The sequence below is a fragment of the Acinetobacter sp. YH12236 genome (assembly GCF_013417645.1).
Taxonomy (GTDB): domain Bacteria; phylum Pseudomonadota; class Gammaproteobacteria; order Pseudomonadales; family Moraxellaceae; genus Acinetobacter.
On the sequence record NZ_VPDM01000010.1, the window covers coordinates 37,111 to 62,606 of the forward strand.

Here is a 25,496-nt window from a genome sequence, read left to right on the forward strand (position 1 = left end):
CGTAGGATGTTTGAAAAGATTTTAATTGCCAATCGTGGTGAAATTGCCTGCCGTGTGATTCGTACAGCGAAAAAGTTAGGGATTGCCACCGTTGCCGTATATTCCGATGCCGATGCACAGGCACAGCATGTCAAACTGGCAGATGAAGCCATCCATATTGGTGAATCGCCTGCTGCACAAAGTTATTTACAGATTGAACGTATTATTCAGGCAGCAAAAACTACCGGTGCTCAGGCCATTCATCCAGGTTATGGTTTCCTGTCTGAAAATGACCAGTTTGCCCTGGCCTGTCAGGATAACAACATTGTCTTTATTGGTCCGCCAGTGGATGCGATCTTAGCAATGGGTCTGAAAGCGACCTCTAAAGCCTTAATGGAAAAAGCTGGTGTACCGTTAACCCCCGGCTATCATGGTGCCAATCAGGATGCCGATTTCTTGAAACAACAAGCTGACAGTATTGGCTATCCAGTACTGATCAAGGCTAGTGCTGGCGGTGGCGGTAAAGGCATGCGACTGGTCGAGCGTAGTGAAGATTTCCTGAGTTCACTCGCTTCCTGTAAAAGCGAAGCACGTTCCAGCTTCGGCAATGAAGATGTGCTGATTGAACGCTATGTCGTGCAGCCACGCCATATTGAAGTTCAGGTCTTTGGTGATACACATGGCAATTATGTGCATCTGTTTGAACGTGATTGCTCCGTGCAGCGTCGTCACCAGAAAGTTCTGGAAGAAGCACCTGCACCTAAAATGCCAGAAGACAAACTTGAAGCGATGCGCCAAGCTGCAATTGATGCTGCACGTGCAGTAAATTACGTTGGTGCCGGTACAGTCGAGTTCATCGTTGAGCAAGACGGTACTGCTTACTTCATGGAAATGAATACCCGTCTACAGGTTGAGCATCCGGTCACTGAAATGATCACCGGTCAGGATCTGGTGGAATGGCAGTTACGTGTTGCGTTCGGTGAGCCTTTACCGAAACAGCAACATGAATTACAGATTCATGGTCATGCACTCGAAGCCCGTGTTTATGCCGAAGAACCGGAAAAAGGCTTTATTCCTGCGATTGGTCAGATCAGCTATTTGCACTATCCAGAACAAAATGACAGCGTACGTGTAGATAGTGGCATTGTCGAAGGTGATGAAATCAGCACCTATTATGATCCGATGATTGCCAAACTGATTGTTTGGGGCAAAAACCGTGAAGCTGCTTTAACCCAGATGCATCATGCCTTGGGTCAGTTTCATGTCGATGGTCTTGGCAATAACATCGCTTTTCTTGATCGCTTAGTATTATGTGATTCATTTAAAAATGCCCATCTCGATACTGGCCTGATTCAACGTGAAGAAGAGTTCCTACTCAAACCATCTGCTGATATCAGTGCAGAATTAGTGGTCACTGCAGCCTTGGTTGAACTGTTATCGCGTCTGGCTCAAAACCCGACTAGCAATAATCCCGTCTGGCAGCAAAAGGCATTTTGGCGTCTGAATCAGCAAAATAACTACACAATTAAATTACAATGTAATGACGTTTTACGTGTGGTGAGCTTTAAAGCGCTAGAAAATAGTTTCCTGGCAAATTATGAAGGCCAGACACTTACCATCCAGGGTGAGCTGCTTGATCAACACCTACTCCAGTTAAATCTTGCGGGTCAGCAGCAGAAACTGGCATTTAGCCAGACTGAGCATGGCATTACCCTGTTCCAGAATGGTCAAAGCTACAAGTTCAATTATTTGAAAAATGACTTTAATAACCAGGATGAACAAGGGACTGAAAATAACTTGACTGCGCCAATGCCTGGCGTGATTACTCAGGTTCTGGTCGCGGCAAATGACAAAGTGAAAAAAGACGATGTACTGCTGACCTTGGAAGCAATGAAGATCGAATATACCATTCGCGCTCCGCATGATGGCATTATCGCAAACTCATACTTCCAGAAAGGTGATCAGGTTAAAGCCGGTGATGAACTGGTTGAGTTTCAGCCTCTAGCGGAGGAAGTTGCATGACAGATTTCGTTAAAATCGTAGAAGTCGGGCCACGCGATGGCCTGCAAAACGAAAAAACACCTTTAACACTAGATGACCGTAAAAATCTGATTCTGGACCTGATGAAAACAGGTTTGCAGGCGATTGAGGTCGGCTCCTGTGTTTCAGCCAAATGGGTTCCACAGATGGCAGATAGCGATACGCTATTTGCCAGCTTGCCTAAAGATCCGAATATCCAGTTCAGTTTGCTGACGCCAAACATGAAAGGTTTTGAATCAGCGCTGGCTGTGGATTGTAAAGAAGTTGCGGTATTTACCGCAGCTTCTGAAAGCTTTACCCACAAGAATATCAACTGCTCGATTGATGAAAGCTTTGAGAAGTTTGCAGATGTGATGGCAGCTGCCAAAGCAAATGATGTCAAGGTGCGTGGCTATGTCTCTTGTATGGTGGACTGCCCTTATGAAGGTGCAATTGATCCGAAGCAGGTCGTCAAAGTTACACAGCGTCTACTAGACATGGGCTGCTATGAAGTGTCATTAGGTGAAACCATTGGTACGGCAACTCCGGATCGCGTGAAGAACGTCTGGGATGCCTGTCTTTCAGAAATTGATAGTAAAGTGCTAGCCGGTCATTTTCATAATACCTATGGCATGGCCATCGCTAATATTTACCAGTCATTGCTGCAAGGGATTCGGGTATTTGACTCCTCTATTGCCGGTCTCGGTGGCTGTCCTTATGCCAAAGGTGCTTCCGGCAATGTTTCAACTGAAGACTTGTATTACCTGCTCTCCAAGATGGGCTTTGAAACCGGTATTCAACTGGATGCTTTGATGCAGGCCAGCCGTAATATCAGCGAGGTATTACAACGCAATAATCCATCCAATTATGCCAATGCCTATTGGCAAAAAGCCTGTGCTTAAAAACTTAAAATAGCCGGACACTCTATAAGTCCTCATGGATAGAAATCAGCAGATCTTTAGATGAAAGAGATCTGCAAGAGAAGAATAAATCGAGGTAAAAATGTCAAATAAAGTGTATGACAGTGCAAAAGCCGCTTTAGACGGCGTAGTTCAGAATGGACATACCTTGGCGGTAGGCGGTTTTGGTCTATGTGGTATTCCAGAAGCCCTAATTGCAGCTTTAAAAGAAACCGGTGCCAAAAGTCTCACCTGTATTTCCAATAATGCCGGTGTCGATGGCTTTGGCTTGGGGCTATTGCTGGAAACCAAACAGATTAAAAAGATGATCTCTTCCTATGTGGGCGAGAATAAGGAATTTGAACGCCAATACTTAAGCGGTGAACTTGAAGTTGAACTGACCCCGCAAGGAACTTTAGCTGAAAAATTACGTGCCGGTGGTGCAGGTATTCCCGCTTTCTATACCGCGACCGGTGTTGGAACCGTCATTGCTGAAGGTAAAAATGTCCGCGAATTCAATGGCAAGTCTTATATTCTGGAAGAATCCTTAACTGCTGATGTAGCTTTGGTTAAAGCTTATAAGGCCGATAAAGCCGGCAACCTGATTTTCCGTAAAACTGCCCAGAACTTCAATCCGGTCTGTGCCATGGCTGGCAAAGTGACCATTGCTGAAGTCGAAGAAATTGTCGAGATCGGTGCCCTTGATCCAGATGAAATTCATCTTCCCGGCATTTATGTGAACCGGATTGTACTGAATACCCAACCGGAAAAACGGATTGAACAGATGACTTTAAAGGCGGAGGCTTGATCATGGCTTGGACACGTAATGAAATGGCGCAGCGCGCCGCACAGGAACTTGAAGATGGTTTCTATGTGAATCTGGGTATTGGTCTGCCAACCTTAGTCGCAAATTATATTCCAGAGAATATTAATGTCTGGCTACAGTCTGAAAATGGCCTGCTGGGTATTGGAGAATTTCCAACGGCCGATACTGTGGATGCAGACCTGATCAATGCTGGCAAACAGACGGTAACTGCCCGCAAAGGTGCTTCTTTCTTTTCTAGTGCCGACTCCTTTGCCATGATCCGTGGCGGTCATGTCAATATCGCCATTCTGGGGGCTATGGAAGTCTCAGAAAATGGTGATCTAGCCAACTGGATGATTCCAGGCAAGAAAGTCAAAGGCATGGGTGGTGCCATGGATCTGGTCGCAGGTGTGCAAAAAGTTGTGGTGCTGATGGAACACTGCGCCAAAGATGGTACGCCTAAAATTGTCTCACAATGTAGTCTTCCGCTTACTGGTCAGGCCGTAGTGAACCGGATTATTACTGACTTAGGTGTATTGGATGTCACACCTGAAGGTATTCAACTTGTAGAACTGGCACCCGATGTCAGTTTTGATGAAATTCAGAAAGTCACCGGCGTACCTTTACTCCGTAAAGCAGCCTGATTTTTTCCAGCCCTTAAAATGAAAATTTTTAAGGGTTTCTTTTTGGCTGAAGAAAGCCACTTCTTAATAACAAATGCAGAATAAATGGATTTTAATCATGCAAACTCAACAAAATATCTTGCAGCGCTTTGCCATGCGCGTCAGCGACTGGTCTGAAAAATGGTTTCCGGACTCTTATATCTTTGCCCTACTCGGTGTCATCATCGTTGCGATTGCCGCGATTGGCATTGGTGCGCCGGCACAAGACGTCGCGATTTCATTTGGTGACGGATTCTGGAGTCTGATTCCCTTTACCTTACAGATGTGTATGCTGATCGTGGTGGGTTATGTAGTTTCGGTTTCCAAACCGATGCAATTACTGATTCAGAAAATGGCGCGCATTCCTCATTCTGGACGTGGAGCCATCGTTCTCGTCGCCACTGTTAGTCTACTGATTTCCCTGATTAACTGGGCGATGAGTACGGTTCTAACCGCACTTCTGGTGATTGCGCTAGCGCAGCGTAAAGAACTGAATATGGATTACCGTGCGGCTGCCGCAGCAGCGATTATCGGGATGGGCGCAACCTGGGCACTGGGTATCAGCTCTTCAGCAGCGCAATTACAAGCCAACAAATCCAGTCTACCAGAACCACTTTATAATCTGACTGGTGTGATTCCATTTACTGAAACGATTTTCCTGCCGCAATCCATGATCATGACAGCAGTCTTGATTATTGCTTCGATTGCCATTGCCTACTGGTCTGCGCCCAAAGGCAATCATATTAAAACTATTGATCACTTCCCGATCCAGATTGAAGAAGAAAAGACTGAAACCGTGACCCATAAACGGCCGGGTGACTGGCTGGAAAACTCGCCAATCTTAAGTATTCTGATTGTGGTTCTGGGTCTGGTCTGGATGTTTAACGAGTTTTCCAAAAGTAATCCTATTCTGGCAATCTCCAGCTTAAACACCTATAACTTTATCTTTCTGATTTTGGGTGTAGCTTTACATGGTACACCACGTAATTTTCTCAATGCTGTGTCCAAAGCTGTGCCGGCCATTTCAGGGGTGCTGATCCAGTTTCCGCTTTATGGCAGCATCGCCTTTATGATGACCAATGCCCTGAATTCTGCTGACCTGTCCCTATCGCACTATATAGCCGAGTTCTTCGTGTCGATTGCATCCCAGGAAACCTTTGCCATCGTTATGGGAATTTATTCAGCGATTCTAGGCTTCTTCATTCCTTCTGGTGGAGGCAAATGGATTATTGAAGCGCCTTATGTGATGCAGGCCGCACATGACCTGAAAGTGCATCTGGGCTGGTCTGTCCAGATTTACAATGCAGCCGAAGCCTTGCCCAATCTGATTAATCCTTTCTTTATGCTCCCTATGCTGGGAATCTTGAAATTAAAGGCCAAAGATGTAATTGGCTTTACAGTGACACAACTGGTCTTTCATCTTCCGTTGGTACTGTTCTTACTCTGGTTCCTGGGAAGAACCCTGACTTATACCCCACCTGTTTTCTCTTAATTCAGGACAAATAAAAAAGGACGAATCATCCGTCCTTTTTTATACTAAAAGATGATTTAACTAGCTTTCTTCTCAACCACACCTTCATTATCTACAGTATGTACACGACCATCTTCGGTACTCATAACTTCAAAAGTTATACGACGGTTTTGATACTGACCGTTCGAAGTCGCATTCGGTTGAGCAGGCTGATTCGCCGCCATACCTACAGGTTGTAATTGTGCCGGATTCACCCCTTTCTGCACCAGATAATTCACAATGGCTTGAGCACGTTTTAAAGACAGTTCCTGATTTTGAGTGCTGCTGCCTTCCGTATCAGTATGGCCTATCACGGTTAGACGTACATCTTTGGCATATTGCAATAAAGCTGCGGTCTGATCTAGCAAGCTTTTATTCACTTCAGGAATTTCTGTAGAACCTGTCGCAAAATGAATAAGTTGCAGGTTTAAGGCAGTAGCAACATCCAAGGCCTCAATATTTTCCATCTGAAGTTCATCTAAAGCTTTTTTAGCCTCAGTATTGGCTGTACTGATTGCCTCGTCCATATCAACCGGTTTTTGGGTCACGACTTCTACATTTTTAGCCAGACCACGAATCTGACCTGCCAAACGCTGTGCATCTGCACTGTTCGCTGCCTGCACAGACACCTGATTACCTGCCCAAGTCAAAGTCACATTTGACATGCCTTGCAGCAGTTTTAGTACTGAAGGAATCGTATCCTGATCAATAAATTCAGAATGGTAATTTTCATTGGCTACTGCACCACAGCCAATACTGTAATTAAAGATCTGTTTAATTTCATTTTGCAGAATCTGCATATATTTCGGATCATTCATCTGTACCTGACAGTTGACGATTTCACCCTGACTACCGGTGCTGATTTTTAGAATTGCAGGGTTCGTTGCAGCAGCTTCACTCACCGCCTGAGCATTTCGTAATTCATCCGAATCATCATCACGCAGGCATCCACGGAAGAAGAATAAGATAATTGCAGCAATAATCACGAGGAGAATAAATGGCCAGAACACCACTGCCTTTTTCTCTTCAGTCAGTACCGGTTCTGCTTCCGGTTCGGAATCCAGACCCGGTGCGCGGTTCAGGTTTTGTCCTGCTAGTGGAGATACGCCTAGAGATGCTAGTATAGGACCAGCCCAGACTGGAAGTGACCGTTGAATTGAGTCTGTATGGGTATCTAGTAAATGCCCTACTGCTTCAGCAGTGGGTGCACCCGCTTCTGCTTGCAAGAAGCTCATGGTTGGAACAATTGCCCGGTTCAGGGTCTGTTCAATTTCATCTTGAGGTGCAGTTGAATCTAACTGAGCCAGGAATTGTTGTTTTAGGGTCGGATTATTATTAAATAATTCATCAATCTTGGGATTAAGTTGCTGACCCAGACTTTCAATCCAGGCCGGTCTTGCACGAAGAATACTTAACAATACAGGATAGAATTGGGCTAAGGCCTGATCCTTGGCAAATAGATGTTCTGTTTCACCTTGCAGCACAATGGCGGTCACATCACTCTTTAAACGTTCAATTAAATCTGTATTCATCAAGATCACCATTATTCTGATTTATAATGTTTAATATTTAATCAGTGTAGCGACCCACCCTCTTTGGAATGTTAATAATTGTACTGATATCATAAAGTTTCACTGTTTATGTAAGGCTAACTTTTCTAGTATTTTAATTAAGATATAAAAAAGTCAGCCGAAGCTGACTTTTTGTAAACGCGAAATGTAAGTGTTATGCAGCAATAAAAGTTTGCAGCACTTTACCTTTCACTTTTTGATTGAGCAGTGGTGTATTTTTACCTTGAGAAACGATCGTTTCTTTGCTTAATGTCCACTCCTGTTCTGGATCAACCAGTACCCAGCCTGCTTCCGCTTTCCAACGCTCAAACATACTGGCGACTTTCGCAGGAGCAACTGTGACTTTCTCCACCCATTCCAACGGCGTAAAGAAGCCTTCATTCACTAGTTGGATACCGAACGGTACGTAGGTATCAAACGCGGTAAAGCCAGGCTGTGTTTCCGCAAAGGGTGTCATTTTGGCAGAGCTGCTCAGGGGTTCATGATGGGTACAGATCGCATCAATCACACCAGATTTCACACCTTGACGCAGTAATTCTTTGTCAGATTCAGAACGTAATGGTGGACGTACGTGTGCAAGAGAGTTAAAGCCATCAATCAGATGGTCAGTCAGATGCAATTGGTGCATTGCAACATCACAAGTTACTGGCAAGCCTTTTTCTTTAGCAATACGGATCAGTTCTACTGATGCACCACAAGATAACAAGCCAAAATGAGCGCGTACTTTAGTCGCTTCAATCATGAGCAGGTATTTGGCAATTGCTACAGTTTCAGCTAGTGCCGGAATCATTGGCAAGCCCTGACGTGAAGCAATAAAGCCTTCATGCACACAACCATCTTTGGCAATTTGCGGCTCTTCTGCATAGAACACTACAGTCAGATCCAAACCCGCTGCATATTCAAGTGTACGTAATACCACATCATCATTGGCAAACGGCGCACTGGCATTAGAAACCGCAGTACAACCGCCTTTTTTTAAACCAGCCATATTGGCCGGTTGCTGACCTTGCAAACCTTGGGTTTGCGCACCGATCACCTGTAAATAAATACCGCCATCCAGCATGGCTTTTTCAACCAGACCATGAATCAGCGCACCATTATCCTGCACAATCGGTTTGGAATCTGGCGGGGTAAAGACATGCAGAATACCGTTTTCACGTGCAGCCTTACCTTCAGACTTTAAAGTTCCGTGTTGCTGCTGGCCCGGTTCACGTAAACGTGCGCATAGATCCACCATAGTGGGCATCAGCCATTTGCCCTGTCCATCAATGGTTTCAGATACGTTGGCAGTTTCTGCAACACGTTTACCATTTTCGAGATAAACCGTTTCGACTGAATCAGTGTTTTGGATTGGGTCAAGAACACGGACATTTTCAATTTTTACAATAGACATGACTTATTCCTTATACCGCAATCGCTTCAATCAAACCCTGTTCCTGTAACTGACCCTGCATCGCAAGAGCCAGTACCGCCATACGTACTGCAATCCCGTTAGTAACCTGTTTCAGAATCACGGATTGCGGACCGTCTGCAATACTGGAATCAATTTCCACACCACGGTTCATTGGTCCTGGATGCATCACGATACAATCCGGCTTGGCCATGGCGAGACGTTCTTTATTCAGGCCATACATTTTGTAGAATTCAGCCTGAGAAGACAGCGCTGGCGAATCAATACGCTCGTTTTGAATACGCAAGGTAATGATCACATCACAGTCTTTGATGCCATCTTCCATATTATTGAACAGGCGTACATCTTCACTGTAGTCATCAAAACCGTATGGCAATAACGTATTCGGTGCAATCACGCGAATATCTTTGCAGCCTAAGGTTTGCAGTGCCGCCACATCTGAACGTGCTACACGCGAATGCTTGATATCGCCAATAATCGCAATCGACATATCTTCGAATTTTTTATTGGTTTCACGGCGAATGGTCAGCATATCCAGCATCGCTTGAGTTGGATGGGCATGACGGCCATCGCCTGCATTAATGATGGCGACATTTGGACAGACATCTTTGGCAATAAAGTGCGCTGCACCTGAAGATGAATGACGTACCACGAAAATATCTGCCGCCATGGCTTCAAGATTCCACAAGGTATCACGTAAAGTTTCACCTTTAGAGGTGCTTGAACGGGCAATATCGATATTCAGCACGTTGGCAGACAGACGTTTGGCCGCTGCCTCAAAAGTAGTACGCGTTCGGGTAGAATTTTCAAAAAATAGGTTCATCACCGTTTTGCCTTCGAGCAAATTATTGGTGATCAGCTGATTTTGGTCATTAAAAAAGGACAACGCAGTGTCCAGTATTTTTGTAAGAGTTTCTTTAGAAAGACCTTCGATGGTCAGGAAATGTTTAAGATTACCTGCTTTGTTGAGTTGAATCTGGCTCGGTGTATGCAATGCCGCCAAGTGCATGAGAGATTCCTTATACGTTAAGTCAACGTATTATACAGAGATTAGCGAATCTTTATAGTTGATAAAGAGCTCGGTTGTACAAAAACCATCTCGGTAATAAGAATGGAAATTTAAATTCCCATGTATTTTTTCAATAAGATAATTTAACCTGTTTATCTATATGCTTGTTTTTCATTTAAACATGAGTGCTTCAGTCTGGAGCATCCACACCCAATCCCCCAATTAGCGCAATGCGCCAATATAATGATGTGAAACCTGAGCGCGATAGATATCTTCTTCGCTTGGTTCCACAGAAATCAGTTCCTTTTCCGCCTGTTCTTCAGCCTGCAGTTCTGAAAATGACAATAAATCCAGAGTGGTTTTTAAGCGGTTGACCAGATGTAAAAGCTCAGGATCTTCAGTCTGCTCTGCCAGCCCAATCACATGCTTTGCATAGTGGATATTTTCTGCAAGATACATGGCATCAATTACTCGCCCAGTTACTCGTCTTAAACGTGCATAAATCAAGGTAGCGATTGAAAATGCCTCATTCCTGCGTAATTGAAGATCCAACATCTAAGCCCCTCCGAAATAATAATTAAGAATAAAGATGAAGCTGTAATGATCCCCCTCAGCATTACAGCTTCATTGATATTAGATAGAGCAATAAACGTACCAAAATTAATAGGGTGTGTTGACACTTTTAGCTTAAAAAATAGCGAAGTAGTAAAATCAAATCGCCAAACCCAATTTTACTATTCGCTATGCCTCGTACCATGCTGACAGATCAACACTGGCAAAAGTTGAAAACTATTTTGCGTAATTTATCTATTCATCACAACTCAAACTTACGTAATTTTATTGAAGCTATTCTCTATAGAATTAGAACAGGCTGTCCGTGGCGAGATATTCCTTCCTATTTCGGTCAATCAAACTCTATTTTCAAACGTTTTAATCGTTGGTCAAGCAGTGGTAAGTTGCTTAGATTATTCAAATTATTAGCATCATGCCCCGATATGGAATGGATTTTTATTGATGGCTCTCACGTACGTGCTCATCAACATTCTGCCGGTATAGCGAATCAATCCATTTCTAAAAGTGTAGGAGGAAACTCCTCAAAAATACATTTGATTGTTGATGCAAATGGCAATCCTATTGATTTCATGATTACCGATGGAACCACACATGACGTCAAAGTTGCACCTGATTTAATATCAACATTAGACTTAAAAGAGACAAAAGTGGTCTGCGCAGATAAAGGCTATGATTCAGAACCACTGCGTGAACAGATCAGAAAAACAGGGACAAAAGCGAATATACCAAAGAAAATAAATAGCCAATCGAACAATGATCATATGGACTGGTATTTATATAAAATCAGGCATTTAGTTGAAAATATGTTTTGTAGATTAAAGCAATTTAGAGGAATAGCTACCCGATATGACAAGCTCAAAAGAAATTATCAAAGTGCTGTTGCCTTAGCCTGTATATTTTTATGGCTACCTTTATAGGTTTAATTATGAACAGTAAATGTCAACAGACCCCACATACCCATCTGTAAAATAAAAGTTTTATTCAAAATATTTTCATTCTTGGTATTTTGTAATTTTACATCTCTCGTCAATTTTTAGTTTACTTTTTAAGTCAACATTTAGCGCTTTTTAGGATGAGTAAAACTAGGCTGTATATGCTCGAATTTAAAAAATTTCCAAAGCTTTAACAGGCAAAATACGCTAAACTGAGCGCAGTTTTTTATTTATTCTTTTCCGGTCTCTCTATTTTATGAATACCTCTTCACGTTTAAGCAATTATTGGGTCACCTGTGCCGATGGTCTGGAAACCTTATTAGAAGAAGAAATCAAAGGTTTAGGTGTTCAGGATATTGAACGTTTCCCAGGTCGTCTGACCTTCAAAGGCACGCTTGAAAATGCTTACCGCATCTGTATGTGGTCTCGTCTGGCTTCTCGTGTCCTGATGCCAATTCACACGCATGAAATCGAATTCTCCCACGATGCGCGTGATGTTGCAGAAGAGCTTTATGAAGGTGCGATGAGCTTCGACTGGTCACTGATTTTTGCACCACAAAGCACCTTCGCAATTCGTCTGCACGTTGAACGTGATATTAAGGTTAATACCCAGTTTGCGACCCTTCGTGCCAAAGATGGCGTCGTCGATTCCTTTATGGAAGCTGTGGGCAAGCGTCCAAGTATTGATACCAAACAGCCAGAAATCACCATGTATATTCTGGCCGGTAAAAAAGAACATACTTATTGTTTAGACTTATCCGGTGATTCCCTGCATAAACGTGGCTATCGCCGCTTTATGACTGAAGCACCAATCAAGGAAAATCTGGCGGCTGCGATCCTGCAAAAAGGTGGCCTGAAAGATATCAACCCGGATATTGTGGTTGATCCAATGTGTGGTTCAGGGACATTTATTATTGAATCACTGATGATTCTGACTGATCGTGCCCCGGGTCTGGTGCGTCGTTTCGGATTTAATGGCTGGAATGGTCATGACCATGAATTATGGATGGGTATTAAAGCTGAAGCAGCTGAACGTCATAAAGCTGCGCTAGAAAACCCATTACCCAAATTCTATGCCTTTGATGCCGACTGGGAAGCGGTGAAAGCCACTAAACAGAACATTATTGCTGCAGGTTTTGAATCAGCCCTTGATCAGATCAAGATCGAAGAGCGTACTTTAAATGACTGGCCAGATTTCCAGGCTGAAGGCAAGAAAGTCTTCTTTGTGACGAATCCACCATATGGTGAGCGTCTGGGCGATAAGGCATCTAACCGTGCCTTGTATCTGGGTTTGTCTAATCTGCTACAAAAGAATTTCCCGAATCAGAAAGCGGCAGTCATTGCTGCTCAGGTGGAACAGGCCGATGTCTTGGCGTTCAATGACCCGCAAATTCTGCGTTTGATGAACGGTAAACTGCCAATCTATATCCGTTTTGGTACAGTAAAACCGGCAGCAGTCACACGTCCTTTCCTGGAAAGCTGGCAGCCGCAACAATTCGAGCCGATCGAAGGTGCGATGGAATTTGCTAACCGCCTGACCAAGAATATGCAAACCCTGAAAAAATGGGCGGTAAAAGAAAATATTCACTGCCTGCGTTTGTATGATGCCGACTTACCAGACTTTAACGTAGCAGTCGACCTGTATGGCGAACGTCTGCATGTGCAGGAATATGCGCCTCCGAAGAAAATTGATCCAGAAAAAGCCAAAAAGCGTTTTAACCTGGCATTGCAAGCGATTCGTGCTGTGACTGGTCTAGGCCGTGATGCCATCTTTATTAAAACTCGTGCCCGTCAGGAAGGTAAGAACCAGTACACCAAACAAAGTACAGCGTCTAAACGTTTTATCGTCCAGGAAGGCCAAGCCAAGATTCTGGTCAACCTGACCGATTATCTGGATACCGGTCTATTCCTGGATCACCGTCAGATGCGTCTGCGTATTGCCAAAGAAGCCAAAGGTAAACACTTTCTGAATCTGTACAGTTATACTTCTACGGCGAGCTTACATGCAGCTTTAGGTGGTGCAGCGAGTACCACCAGTGTCGATTTATCTAATACTTATTTGAACTGGTCAAAAGAGAACTTTGTTCTGAACGGCCTGACTGTAGACCATGCCGATCAACAACATCAATTCTTTGCATCTGACTGTTTTGAATGGCTGAAAGAAGGTCATGAACAATATGACCTGATCTTTATCGATCCACCGACATTCTCTAACTCGAAAAAATTCTACGGGACTTTCGACGTTCAGCGTGACCACGTCTCTTTATTGAAACGTGCCATGAACCGTTTAACCACTGACGGTACGTTGTATTTCTCGAACAACTACCGTGGTTTCGAAATGGATGAAATGATTGAAGGTTTATATGACGTGGAAGAAATCACGCATGAAACCATTGGTCCAGACTTCAAGCGTAACCAGAAAATTCACCGTGCCTGGAAAATTACTCATCCAAAAATGTAAGGTGTGAATATAAGATAAAGAAAAACCCAGCCTAGGCTGGGTTTTTTTGTTGCGAGGAGAACTTCTATTAGCTGAGTTTCATTTTTTCAAAGACCAGCTCGCCACTTTCACCACGAACGACGATGGTATCACCAGGGCCAAACTCACCTGCCAGGATGCTTTGTGCCAAACCATTTTCAATACGTTGCTGGATCGCACGTTTTAATGGACGCGCACCATACAACGGATCGAAACCAGCTTCGATTAACCGATCGAAAGCACTGTCATCCACAGACAGACGCATATCGCGTTCTGCCAGACGTTGACGCAAGCGGTTCAACTGAATATCGGCAATACCACGGATCTGGTCTTTTTCCAGTGCATGGAACACCACTAGCTCATCAATACGGTTGATAAACTCTGGACGGAAATGTTCCGATACCGCATTCATCACCACTGTACGGACTTCTTCACGAGTTGCTTTATCGCCCAGTTCACGAACATCCTGTGAACCCAGGTTCGAAGTCATCACAATCACGGTATTTTTAAAGTCCACCACACGGCCTTGCGAGTCAGTCAGACGACCATCGTCCAGCACTTGCAGCAGAATGTTAAATACATCCGGATGCGCTTTTTCGACCTCATCGAATAACACCACGCTATATGGTTTACGGCGCACCGCTTCAGTCAGCACACCACCTTCTTCATAACCGACATAGCCCGGAGGTGCACCGACCAAGCGGCTCACCGAATGTTTTTCCATAAATTCGGACATGTCGATTCGGATCATGGCATCGTCACTGTCGAACAGGAAGTTCGCCAAGGCTTTGGTCAATTCTGTTTTACCTACACCTGTTGGGCCCAAGAACAGGAATGAACCACTTGGACGGTTTGGATCTGACAAGCCGGCACGTGAACGACGTACAGCATTAGATACAGCTACTACGGCTTCTTCCTGACCAACAACACGGTTATGCAGGAAGTCTTCCATATGCAGCAGTTTGTCACGCTCACCTTGCAGCATTTTCGCTACAGGAATACCGGTCGCAGCACTGACTACTTCAGCGATCTCATTGTCAGTGACTTTGTCACGTAGCAGTTTTGGTGCTTCACTTTCTTCAGCCGCTTCAATACGTTCCAACTGTTTTTGCAGTTCAGGAATCACACCGTATTGATAACGTGCTGCTTCAGCCAGATCACCTTCACGCTGGGCTTTTTCCAGCGCAATGCGAGCCTGATCCAGTTTCACCTGAATATCTTTGTTGCCTGCTACCAGCGCTTTATCGGCACGCCAGATTTCTTCCAGTTCACTGTACTCTTTCTCTACAGTGGCAATCTGCTCTTCCAGATGTTTCACTTCGCCTTGTGCACCAGAGTCTGCATCTTTTTTCACCGCTTCAAGCTGCATCTTCAGCTGAATCAGACGACGTTCGAGTTTATCCAGTGCTTCAGGTTTAGAATCCAGCTCCATTTTGATACGAGATGCTGCTTCATCAATCAGGTCAATGGCTTTATCCGGCAATTGACGATCTGTGATGTAACGGTGTGACATTTTCGCCGCAGCAATGATTGCAGAATCCAGAATCTGCACACCGTGGTGAGTCGCGTAACGATCTTTCAGACCACGCAGAATCGCAATGGTATCTTCCACGCTTGGTTCATCCACCAGCACTTTCTGGAAACGACGCTCTAAAGCTGCATCTTTTTCAATGTACTGACGATATTCATCCAGAGTCGTTGCACCGACACAGCGTAGTTCACCGCGCGCTAATGCAGGTTTCAGCATGTTACCCGCATCCATGGCGCCATCGCCTTTACCGGCACCGACCAATGTATGCAGCTCGTCAATGAACAGGATGATTTCGCCTTCATGTTTAGCCAGATCTTTCAGAACGGCTTTCAGACGTTCTTCGAACTCACCACGATATTTGGCACCTGCCAGCAATGAACCTAAGTCCAGTGATAATACACGTTTGCCTTTCAGGCCTTCAGGAACTTCACCGTTAACAATACGTTGTGCCAGACCTTCGACAATCGCAGTTTTACCGACACCTGGCTCACCGATCAGTACCGGGTTGTTTTTGGTACGGCGTGACAGCACCTGAATTGTACGACGGATTTCATCATCACGACCAATCACCGGGTCCAGTTTGCCAGCCATGGCACGTTCAGTTAAATCAATCGTATATTTATTCAGTGAGTCCCGTTGATCTTCATGATTATTGCTCATGACTTTTTCATCGCCTCGAATTTGATTAATGACCTGTCGTAAAGTTTCAGTTTTTACGCCAACACTATTTAATAAGGTTTTGGTGGCACCCGTTTCTGCAAGTGCCAGTAATACCCAGTCAGTGGACAGGAACTCATCTCCTGCTTTTTGTGCATAACTGTCCGCTAGATGCAGGGCTTTGGCTGCTTCCTGACTGATATTGATATCGGCAGAGGGATTACCGAGCGTAGCTACATTGTTCAGCGCAGTTTGTACTTTGCTTTGCAGGTCACGCAGGTTCGCTCCTGCCTGTTGCAGCAAGCTCACATTCGATGCTTCTTCCATCAAGGTGGACAAGATGTGAATCCCTTCAATGGCAGCATGATCCTTGCTCATTGCCAGAGATTGCGCATCGGAAAGGGTTTGCTGTAAGCGATTGGTAAATTTCTCAAAACGCATTCTTGTTATTCCTCACAACAAATTTTCTACTTGATGGATATATGGGTGCTGGAAATAAAATTTCAAATAATTTTTTATATATTTTTCAAAAATTTAATTAAATAAAAGACAGAGTTATCAGTATTAATATTGGTATTCAATGAAAATATTTCAAGTGAGCGAAAGTAGAATTTTTAAAGTGAAGATCAATAATGAATATCTGATTTAATTTACTCTGCTATTTTTCGGATGGGTAGAAAATAGAGAAAGACCTTTAGTGCGGTTGCAAGCGTCCTAATAATCGCAATACTGCACTCAAACCATATTCTGTTTGCATCAAGGATCTTGGTATTTGCTGATCCAAAAGCTTGTTAGGTGAATTGATAAACTGGCGCATCCAGCTCAGATCCCCACCATTCAGACCAAATAACGCTTGATAGATATTGATTAAAGTTATTGCTCTTTTACCTGCGGTAGTATCTGGTTCTAATTCTTTTTGATTTATGATTGACGATAATTCTGCTTTAGATAGATCCAGAACTAATGCAAGCTCGGATTCTTGCAATTGCAACTGTTCAGCTAAGTTGAATATAGCTTTGGCTAATACTTGGGATTTAGAAATATCCGTTTCATTATTCATTTTTATTAAATCCTATTGATGAATCTTGTTTTGATTATGCTGCCTTTATCCTTTTCTTGCTATGTTGTTTATCATCAAATTTACTCATCAAATTAAAAGCACCCTCGCTTAGAGGGTGTTTTAGAATGGTAATATCGTGATTATGGTGCCGGATTGGGCTGCTGACGGTGAATGGCTTCAATGCCCTGCAAGACTTCTTCAGACAGATTCACGTCAAACGCCTGAATGTTTTCTTTGAGCTGATCCAAGTTGGTCGCACCAATAATAGTACTGGTCACGAAGAACTGCTGTTTAATGAAAGCCAGTGACAACTGGGTTAAGGTCAGGCCATGCTGCTCAGCCAGTTGTGCATACTGCTCGACGGCCCACTCGCTTTCCGGATTGCTATAACGGCTAAAACGTGAAAATAAAGTCACACGTGCATTGGCTGGACGTGCACCATTGCGGAATTTACCAGTCAGATAACCGAATGCCAGTGGAGAATAAGCCAGCAAACCTACACCTTCGTATTTGGCAATTTCCGACATACCAATTTCATAAGTCCGATTCAGCAAGCTATACGGATTTTGCACGCTAACAAATTTAGAAAGTCCCAATTTCTCTGCCAGATGCAGGAACTTCATGGTGCCCCAAGGTGTTTCATTGGACAGGCCAATATAACGGATACGACCTTTCTTAATTTCGTCATGCAAAGCAGTCAGGGTTTCTTCCAGATTCGTTACGGCACGATCATCTGCAGCTTCTGCATTGCCATAACCCAGCTTGCCAAAGAAATTGGTTGCGCGCTGAGGCCAGTGCAATTGGTACAGGTCGATATAATCAGTTTGCAAACGCGACAATGAATTATCAATTGCTGATGTAATTTCCGAAGCCACGAACTTGGTCTGGCCATCACGGATATGACTACCACCTTGTGACGGGCCCGCAATTTTCGAAGCTAAAAATAGTTTGTCACGACCACCACGTGAAGCAATCCAGTTACCAATAATGCGTTCAGTTGCCCCTTGCGTTTCAGGCTTGGGTGGCACCGGATACATTTCTGCGGTATCCCAGAAATATAAACCTTGATCCAAGGCATAGTCTAATTGCTGAAAAGCCTCTTCCTGAGTATTTTGCTCACCAAAAGTCATGGTGCCCAAACAGATTTCTGGCAATAAGATTCCCGTATCCGCCAATGGTCTGAATTGCATAAAAATGTCCTTTAAGTTTATCTGTTATTTATCAAGAGCAAGTGTGCTATAGCCTATCGGAATTATAAGACGGACTTAAATCATCTTTTCTAACAAGCTTGTGCCAATTTGTTATGTTCTGAATCAGGCTGAAATTTTTAAACAGGAATAAAAAAAGCAAATCCGAAGATTTGCTTTTTATCGTGCTTTTGGCTTATTCGTCTTCGAACTCGCCAGCACCCACTGCTTCAGGTTCTTCCAGCGATGCATCAAAAATCAGAATCGCCTTACCATCGGTTTCAATCATGCCCTGTTCTTCTAGAGTTTTTAGAACACGACCGACCATTTCACGTGAACACCCAACAATACGGCCAATTTCCTGACGGGTAATACGGATCTGACGACCATTTGGCAAGATCATCGCTTCTGGCTGAGATGACAAGTCAATCAGACAACGTGCGATACGACCAGATACATCAATAAATGCCAGGTCAGTCACTTTACGTGTGGTATTTTTCAGACGGCGAACCAGCTGAGCAAAAACTGCATAGCTTAGATCTGGATATTGTTTGCTAATTTCATGAAAGTTTTCATAGGTAATTTCAGCAATTTCACAGACATCACGAGTACGCACTTCTGCAGTACGCTGTGGATTTGCTTCGAAAAGACCCATTTCCCCAAAGAAGTCTCCCGCATTTAAATAAGCTACCACAATCTCACGTTCATCATCTTCACGAAGAATGATAGATACAGACCCCTTCAGAATTAAATACAGCGATTTAGATTCTGATCCTGCATCCACGATCGTGGTACGTTTTGGATAGCGATTGATATATGCACGTTTTAATAACGCTTTCACTGATTCAGGTAGTTGCCCTGGCGAAAGTGCGTCTGTGCTTAATTGTGAAAAGTTTGAAGTCATGCTTACAGTTCCGAATATGGATAATTTATAGATCGCACAAGACCTAATGTGAACTTGTCACACAGTGGGATTGAAATTCCTTATCAACCCAATTTATGTTAGTGTACAGTTACTTCGTAAATTTATAGCTTTTTTTAGGTAGTTGCAATGCAAACGAGTGTTCATTGGCTAGAGAATGTTGCTTTTGAAGCAAAAACTCAAAGTGGTCACAGTATCATCATGGATGGTTCACCTGAATATGGCGGTGAAAACCGTGGTCCTCGCCCAATGGAGCTGATTTTGACCGGTCTGGGTGGTTGTGCTTCTTTTGACATTGTGACAATTTTAAAGAAAGCTCGTCAGGAGATTACTGATGTTCGCTGTGAATTAAAAGCAGAACGTGCCGATACGATTCCTGCTGTATTTACTAAAATCCATCTACACTTTGTGGTCAGCGGTAAAGGCATCAAAGAGAAACAGGTCGCTAAAGCCGTAGAACTTTCTGCTGAGAAATACTGTTCTGCCAGTAAAATGCTGTCTGACGGTGGTGTCGAAATCACCCACGATTTTGAAATAGTAGAAGTGGAATGATCCGCTAATTTCATTAAAAAAGCAGTCTTCGTGGCTGCTTTTTTTACGTCATTTTTTGAGTGAAATACTGTTGGCCATCTTCAAAAATCACTAGGTTTTCAGGCCATCTTAAAGCCCCGAGATGATGAGCAAACTCTGCCTGTTGCTGACGATCTCGATAACGCTTGCCCACTGAATAGTCGACACAGAATACATTCTGCTGCTGTCCAAACCATTGCAGTGCATCAATGTGCTTAAACAGACCGGATTTTTCTTCGGTGGTTTTAAAGTTTCGCCAGTAATGGCCAATTACGACAGGTATCGTATCTGTATAACGCTCCCACCATGGCAAACGGTCAATCATGCGCCAGCGTCCCCCTGCATAGACTGGACGTTGCGCAATTTTTTCTGCGCCTGAGCTTAAGGTACGAATCGGATTTTGCATCTGGTCGCGTAACTCTTTTTCAGCAATATATTTTAATAAGGGAATGCTGGCTGCTGGATCCTTGAATTGTCCTTGATATTGCTGCTGTTCACTCTGGATATATTCATCAAAGCCCAAAGTCTGCAACTCAAGCTCATTTTTCAGAACAAAATGATCATAAGCCTGTCTGATTGAATTAAAAGGAACAGATTTCAATTGTTGAATTGCCTGCGTATCCCAGCAAGCATGCACAATTCTTAAATGGGGTGCATCTAGAGCCAAAGGCAGGCTGTTTAGAAATTCTAGAATCCATGCACGATCCTGAATTGAAGCCTGAACTGAATCAAAAGTTTTGAGATCATCCTGATGCGGTGAACCAAAAAACCAGCCATTGCCTTCCCGTAGCGTATCGGTTAACAAGTTGATTTCATGATTACCCAGAATGCATTGCGCATTGCCATTTTCTATTAAGGTTTTAACCTGTCTGATGACAGCGATACTGTCTGGTCCACGATCACACAGATCCCCGACAAAAATCAGTTTACGCTGTTCAGGATGACGACCTTGCAGATCGTAGCCCAATACTTTTAATAATTGATGTAGCGCATCAATCTCACCATGAATATCGCCAACAATATCCACCGGACCATCAAAAGTCTGCTGTATGAATATCTGATTACTCATGGCTCTACCCTACCCAGGTCAATAAAACCTTTTTTTAATATAGCGCTTATACTTTAAATCAATATAACAAGTTCAGAATTATTTTTTAATCATTTCGATTATTCAATCAAATGACGATAGATCAGAAACTTAACTGAAATCTCATTTCTTATCTAAATGTATATCTAAAAACAATAAAAAACCGGCGCCTAAGCACCGGTTTTATTCACTTTACGAGCTTTAAAGCTAGTACAGCCTGATTAAGCGTTTAGTGATTCAATGATTTGGTTCAATGTAACACTTGGACGCATTACAGCATTTACTTTCGCAGGATCAACTGCATAGTAACCACCGATATCTACAGATTGGCCTTGAACTGCATTCAATTCGCTTACGATCTTCTCTTCATTTTCAGCAAGAGACTGAGCGATCGGTGCAAATTTCGCTTTCAATTCTGCATCTTCGTCTTGCGCTACAAGTTCTTCAGCCCAGAATTTAGCCAGGTAGAAGTGGCTGCCACGGTTGTCTAGCTCGCCAGTACGACGTGATGGAGACTTGTCATTGTCAAGCAATTTACCAGTCGCAGCATCCAGTGTTTTCGCGAGCAGTTTCGCACGTGCATTGTTTTCTTTAATGCCCATTTCTTCCAGAGAAACAGCCAATGCCAAGAACTCACCTAGAGAATCCCAACGTAAGTGGTTTTCTTCTACCAATTGTTGTACGTGTTTAGGCGCAGAACCACCAGCACCAGTTTCGTACATACCGCCACCTGCCATTAGAGGCACGATAGACAGCATTTTCGCAGAAGTACCAAGCTCCATGATTGGGAACAGGTCAGTCAGGTAGTCACGCAGGATGTTACCTGTTACTGAAATGGTATCTAGGCCACGAGCAACACGTTCAAGTGTATAACGCATCGCACGTACTTGAGACATGATTTGGATGTCCAAGCCTTCTGTATCGTGGTCTTTCAGGTATGTTTGAACTTTTTTGATCAGTTCGTTTTCGTGTGGACGGTACGGGTCAAGCCAGAAGATTGCTGGCATGCCAGAGTTACGTGCACGAGTTACAGCCAGTTTCACCCAGTCGCGGATCGGTGCGTCTTTCACCTGGCACATACGCCAGATATCACCTTCTTCCACGTTTTGAGACATCAACACTTCACCAGTTTCAAGGTCAGTGATGTTCGCAACACCCGCTTCTGGAATTTCGAAAGTCTTGTCGTGAGAACCGTATTCTTCAGCTTTTTGAGCCATCAGACCAACGTTAGGAACTGTACCCATAGTACGTGGGTCGAAGTTACCATTCCATTTACAGAAGTTGATCATTTCCTGATAAATACGTGCGAATGTAGATTCAGGCATAACTGCTTTACAGTCGTAAGGTTTACCGTCAGCACCCCACATTTTACCGCCAGTACGGATCATTGCAGGCATAGAAGCATCTACAATCACGTCGTTTGGAGAATGGAAGTTGGTAATACCTTTTGCAGAATCAACCATCGCAAGTGCTGGACGGTGTTCTTGACATGCATGAAGATCTTCAATGATTTCTTCACGTAAAGAAGTCGGTAAAGATTCGATTTTTTCGTAAAGACCAGCCATACCGTTGTTTACGTTAATGCCGAGCTCGTCGAATAATTTACCGTGTTTCTCAAACGCATCTTTGTAGTAAATACGCACACAGTGACCGAATACGATCGGGTGTGATACTTTCATCATGGTCGCTTTAACGTGTAAAGAGAACAGGATGCCAGCTTCTTTACAATCTTCTAATTCTTTTTCATAGAAGTCGCAAAGGGCTTTTTTGCTCATGAACATTGAGTCGATGATTTCGCCGTCTTGAAGCGCAACTTTTGGCTTAAGAACGATAGTTTCACCAGACTTGGTGATCAGTTCCATTTTCACATTACGTGCACGGTCTAAAGTCATAGACTTTTCGCCATGGTAGAAGTCGCCTTCTTGCATGTGAGAAACGTGAGTTTGTGACCAAGGTTTCCATTCACCCATAGAATGTGGGTGTTTTTTCGCGTAGTTTTTCACTGCTGTCGGCGCACGACGGTCAGAGTTACCTTCACGAAGTACTGGGTTCACTGCTGAACCTAGGCACTTGCTATAACGCGCTTTAATTGCTTTTTCTTCTTCAGTAGTCGGGTTTTCCGGATAATCAGGCAGTGCATAGCCCTTAGACTGAAGTTCTTTAATGCATGACGTCAACTGAGCAACAGACGCACTAATATTAGGGAGTTTAATGATATTAGTATCTGGGTCCTGAGTAAGACGACCTAATTCTGCCAGGTTATCTGAAACTTTCTGCTCATCGCTTAGATAGTCTGCGAATTCTGCAAGTACGCGTGCGGCTACAGAGATGTCTGTCTTAACAATCTCAACGCCCGCCGGCTTAGTAAAGGTCTCAATGATCGGCAGTAGAGAGTAAGTCGCCAATAATGGCGCCTCGTCGGTCAGTGTGTAAATGATTGTTGACTTTCCACCAGCCATATATAGCCCCTTGCTTTGGATTGAGTTTCTGATCATCAGGCTTTTGGCCTAATTTCAGCGAACCGGTTACTTAAATAAACTTTGAAAGTAGTGGTGCTGGTTGCACCTCAGTCAAAGGAATATCAATACATATTCAACTTTGCCTGAAAAATTCGTAAAAATTGTCAGCGTGATTCACCGACAGCAGTATTCTACGTGAAAATGAACCTTTTTTCGAATCGGCACATTGCCAAACCATGCGATTTGTGCATTAGAAGGTTAATTTGCAGATTTTGCTTAATTTTACCAAAAATTATAATTTAATCATTATAATTCAATTACTTAAATTAAAAATCAGACAAATTCACCTATAAACTTAATGTGTGCTTAATTCGGTTTTTTGCCATCAATTTTTATCTACATGTTGGGTATCATGAAAATAAATTATCAATGGCCGTAATTTCCATAAGTATGGGTTAAAAAGCGAATTGAAACAGATCTGCTATTCCCTATCTAAATTTATGATCTGCACCTGATAAATTGATAGTTAATCCTAAAGGCTTAAGACAACCTAAATAATAGTCACCTTTCTACTCTTTCTTCAGTTTAAATTATGTGCATTTTTTTAATTACCTTTACAAACACTGGAAATGTATCGACCGTAATTCAAATAAAAAAAATGGTTCTATTGGTTTAATAGGCTTTAGATAATGCCAGTATGTTGGTTTAATTAATAAGAATCTTCTAATTAAATTTGGGTAGAATGCTGATTAATTTACAATAAGGACTTATTTTATGCTGAATTATTTAGTTAGTTTTTCGACATGGGCTGAGAGCAATTCAGGACAGATTCAGATTTTGATAGGCATATTAGCGCTAAGTCTTGCAATTTTTGGTTATAGACAAATAATTGAACAGATAAAAATTGCAAAAAAACAGGAAGATCGTGCAGATGAACAAAGAAAATTTGAATTAAAGATACAATCCCTTAATATGTCACTCATAGCTTTAGATAAAAACGCATTAAAAATAAATAATTTTAAAAAAATATTGAAATTGTCGGAAGGGTCTATCAAATCACTCGATCAGAATAGCGAAGTAATAGAAGGTGATATTCGAAAGTTAATTACACTCACTAAAGAAAAAATTAACCATGCTGAAGAAGTCCAAGAAGATATTTTTGATATGTGTAAGCGTATAAACAGAAAGAGCGCTTTCCATAGTCTAGATGAGCTAACTGCTATATATGATGTATTAATTTCTATAATAAATGATGCAAATAATACTGACTTAATGAGACATCACTTTACGATAACTGAAGATTAACAATCTCATATCATACAAAAATCCTCAGCCTCACTACTCACCCTACCCCATTAACTGAATAAGGCTTTTCGTATGCAGCCTCTAACATGTCAGCAATATCTTCGATCCCGGGTGTAGTAAGTATTTGCCAGCACTTTGATATACGCCCAGTGATTAGGGCCAGCACATCAATCGATAATTTCTATTTATTCACAAAGGGTTGAGTGCTTTATGTCGCGTGTCATAAAAATGAATATCTGGAAGCCCTGCCTTTTGCTTTCTACGTTTCCATATCAACTTAAATGAATTCTCTTTTTGAGGGATTAATATTAAGTCCGTCATATTGAATCAAATCCAGAAGCTCTATAGCCTTTATAGTTAACGGCATATTAAGTGCATCACCATTTTTAGTCTTTGGCAGATGAACATTTCTATCGTAAATATTTTTTATCTTTATACCCATTTCCCCCATCACATTGCAGTTTTAAGTGCAAACCGAAATGTCCATATAACAGAATGATCTGACCTTATTCATAGCATTATTTTATTATCAAAAGATTCAATGTACTTTCTTATTCTTGGCTCAGTTAATTTCATGACGTACTTTCCAAAATTCTTGTCGTAACCTTGACGTAAATTAAGCTGTATAATCGGCAAAAAGTAGCGATTTTACGGATAGTGCTGTTAAGGGTAGACTTTATTCAAGACAACAAAAAAGGGTTTTAAGCTATTGTTTTCGCTTAAAACCCTTATAACATAACGTTTAGAATCTTGGTAGGTATATCCAGACTCGAACTGGAGACCTCTACGATGTCAACGTAGCGCTCTAACCAACTGAGCTATACACCTAGAATGCTTGGCATATTATAAATTTTTCGATCTCAAAACAA

General features: G+C 42.7%; 19 protein-coding genes and 1 tRNA gene. 9 read left to right on the forward strand and 11 right to left on the reverse strand.

Annotated elements, in window-relative coordinates; all coding sequences use genetic code 11:
* Nucleotides 1-6 precede the first annotated feature (6 nt).
* The 5 genes from FTV14_RS06225 (at nt 7) to FTV14_RS06245 (ending at nt 5,856) form a co-directional block, all read left to right on the forward strand.
* Nucleotides 7-2,001, forward strand: coding sequence for an acetyl/propionyl/methylcrotonyl-CoA carboxylase subunit alpha (locus tag FTV14_RS06225; RefSeq protein ID WP_180053557.1), 1,995 nt, complete (start codon nt 7-9; stop codon nt 1,999-2,001).
* The gene (locus tag FTV14_RS06230; RefSeq protein WP_004782490.1) at nt 1,998-2,900 is read left to right on the forward strand and encodes a hydroxymethylglutaryl-CoA lyase; all 903 of its coding nucleotides are present in this window, start codon (nt 1,998-2,000) and stop codon (nt 2,898-2,900) included. The genes FTV14_RS06225 and FTV14_RS06230 overlap by 4 nt, the downstream gene beginning before the upstream one ends.
* A gap of 100 nt (nt 2,901-3,000) precedes the next feature.
* Nucleotides 3,001-3,705, forward strand: a complete 705-nt coding sequence (locus FTV14_RS06235) for a CoA transferase subunit A (protein WP_180053558.1) — start codon at nt 3,001-3,003, stop codon at nt 3,703-3,705.
* 2 nt (nt 3,706-3,707) lie between these two features.
* The gene (locus tag FTV14_RS06240) at nt 3,708-4,346 is read left to right on the forward strand and encodes a CoA transferase subunit B (RefSeq protein ID WP_004782495.1); all 639 of its coding nucleotides are present in this window, start codon (nt 3,708-3,710) and stop codon (nt 4,344-4,346) included.
* Nucleotides 4,347-4,443: 97 nt separating this feature from the next.
* Nucleotides 4,444-5,856, forward strand: coding sequence for a short-chain fatty acid transporter (locus tag FTV14_RS06245; RefSeq protein ID WP_180053559.1), 1,413 nt, complete (start codon nt 4,444-4,446; stop codon nt 5,854-5,856).
* A 56-nt stretch (nt 5,857-5,912) separates the two neighbouring features.
* On the opposite strand, the gene FTV14_RS06250 is transcribed toward FTV14_RS06245, so the two are convergent.
* The 4 genes from FTV14_RS06250 to FTV14_RS06265 all read right to left on the reverse strand — a co-directional run bounded on the left by FTV14_RS06250 (nt 5,913) and on the right by FTV14_RS06265 (nt 10,420).
* A complete protein-coding gene (locus tag FTV14_RS06250) occupies nt 5,913-7,406 on the reverse strand; it encodes an OmpA family protein (protein ID WP_180053560.1) in 1,494 nt (497 codons plus the stop codon).
* 193 nt (nt 7,407-7,599) lie between these two features.
* On the reverse strand, nt 7,600-8,838 hold the full coding sequence (locus FTV14_RS06255) for a dihydroorotase (protein WP_180053561.1): 1,239 nt from the start codon (nt 8,836-8,838) through the stop codon (nt 7,600-7,602).
* Nucleotides 8,839-8,848: 10 nt separating this feature from the next.
* Nucleotides 8,849-9,865, reverse strand: coding sequence for an aspartate carbamoyltransferase catalytic subunit (locus FTV14_RS06260; protein ID WP_004782500.1), 1,017 nt, complete (start codon nt 9,863-9,865; stop codon nt 8,849-8,851).
* 222 nt (nt 9,866-10,087) lie between these two features.
* Nucleotides 10,088-10,420, reverse strand: a complete 333-nt coding sequence (locus tag FTV14_RS06265; protein ID WP_180053562.1) for a hypothetical protein — start codon at nt 10,418-10,420, stop codon at nt 10,088-10,090.
* A 188-nt stretch (nt 10,421-10,608) separates the two neighbouring features.
* Here FTV14_RS06265 and FTV14_RS06270 point away from each other — a divergent pair, with 188 nt between their 5' ends.
* Together FTV14_RS06270 and rlmKL are read left to right on the forward strand one after the other, a co-directional pair.
* Nucleotides 10,609-11,355, forward strand: a complete 747-nt coding sequence (locus FTV14_RS06270) for an IS5 family transposase (protein ID WP_180053563.1) — start codon at nt 10,609-10,611, stop codon at nt 11,353-11,355.
* Between the two features lie 271 nt (nt 11,356-11,626).
* Complete coding sequence (rlmKL, locus tag FTV14_RS06275; protein WP_005235042.1) at nt 11,627-13,831, forward strand: bifunctional 23S rRNA (guanine(2069)-N(7))-methyltransferase RlmK/23S rRNA (guanine(2445)-N(2))-methyltransferase RlmL; 2,205 nt, start codon at nt 11,627-11,629, stop codon at nt 13,829-13,831.
* Between the two features lie 67 nt (nt 13,832-13,898).
* On the opposite strand, the gene clpB is transcribed toward rlmKL, so the two are convergent.
* The 4 genes from clpB to crp all read right to left on the reverse strand — a co-directional run bounded on the left by clpB (nt 13,899) and on the right by crp (nt 19,188).
* Nucleotides 13,899-16,478, reverse strand: coding sequence for an ATP-dependent chaperone ClpB (gene clpB, locus FTV14_RS06280; RefSeq protein WP_180053564.1), 2,580 nt, complete (start codon nt 16,476-16,478; stop codon nt 13,899-13,901).
* A 253-nt stretch (nt 16,479-16,731) separates the two neighbouring features.
* Complete coding sequence (locus FTV14_RS06285) at nt 16,732-17,097, reverse strand: antitoxin Xre/MbcA/ParS toxin-binding domain-containing protein (protein ID WP_180053565.1); 366 nt, start codon at nt 17,095-17,097, stop codon at nt 16,732-16,734.
* 140 nt (nt 17,098-17,237) lie between these two features.
* Nucleotides 17,238-18,287, reverse strand: a complete 1,050-nt coding sequence (locus FTV14_RS06290) for an NADP(H)-dependent aldo-keto reductase (RefSeq protein WP_180053566.1) — start codon at nt 18,285-18,287, stop codon at nt 17,238-17,240.
* 193 nt (nt 18,288-18,480) lie between these two features.
* Complete coding sequence (gene crp, locus FTV14_RS06295) at nt 18,481-19,188, reverse strand: cAMP-activated global transcriptional regulator CRP (protein WP_004782527.1); 708 nt, start codon at nt 19,186-19,188, stop codon at nt 18,481-18,483.
* A gap of 147 nt (nt 19,189-19,335) precedes the next feature.
* Here crp and FTV14_RS06300 point away from each other — a divergent pair, with 147 nt between their 5' ends.
* Nucleotides 19,336-19,758 carry an OsmC family protein gene (locus FTV14_RS06300; protein WP_004782528.1) on the forward strand — a complete coding sequence of 141 codons (423 nt, stop codon included), beginning with the start codon at nt 19,336-19,338 and terminating at the stop codon, nt 19,756-19,758.
* A gap of 43 nt (nt 19,759-19,801) precedes the next feature.
* On the opposite strand, the gene FTV14_RS06305 is transcribed toward FTV14_RS06300, so the two are convergent.
* Nucleotides 19,802-20,845: a metallophosphoesterase gene (locus FTV14_RS06305; RefSeq protein WP_180053567.1), complete on the reverse strand. Its 1,044-nt coding sequence runs from the start codon at nt 20,843-20,845 to the stop codon at nt 19,802-19,804.
* A gap of 239 nt (nt 20,846-21,084) precedes the next feature.
* Nucleotides 21,085-23,322, reverse strand: a complete 2,238-nt coding sequence (locus FTV14_RS06310; RefSeq protein WP_180053568.1) for an NADP-dependent isocitrate dehydrogenase — start codon at nt 23,320-23,322, stop codon at nt 21,085-21,087.
* Nucleotides 23,323-24,096: 774 nt separating this feature from the next.
* On the opposite strand from FTV14_RS06310, the gene FTV14_RS06315 reads away from it, so the two are divergent.
* Nucleotides 24,097-24,627, forward strand: coding sequence for a hypothetical protein (locus FTV14_RS06315; RefSeq protein WP_180016680.1), 531 nt, complete (start codon nt 24,097-24,099; stop codon nt 24,625-24,627).
* A 751-nt stretch (nt 24,628-25,378) separates the two neighbouring features.
* Here FTV14_RS06315 and FTV14_RS06320 read toward each other — a convergent pair.
* A tRNA-Val gene (locus tag FTV14_RS06320) sits at nt 25,379-25,455 on the reverse strand.
* Between the last annotated feature and the right edge of the window lie 41 nt (nt 25,456-25,496).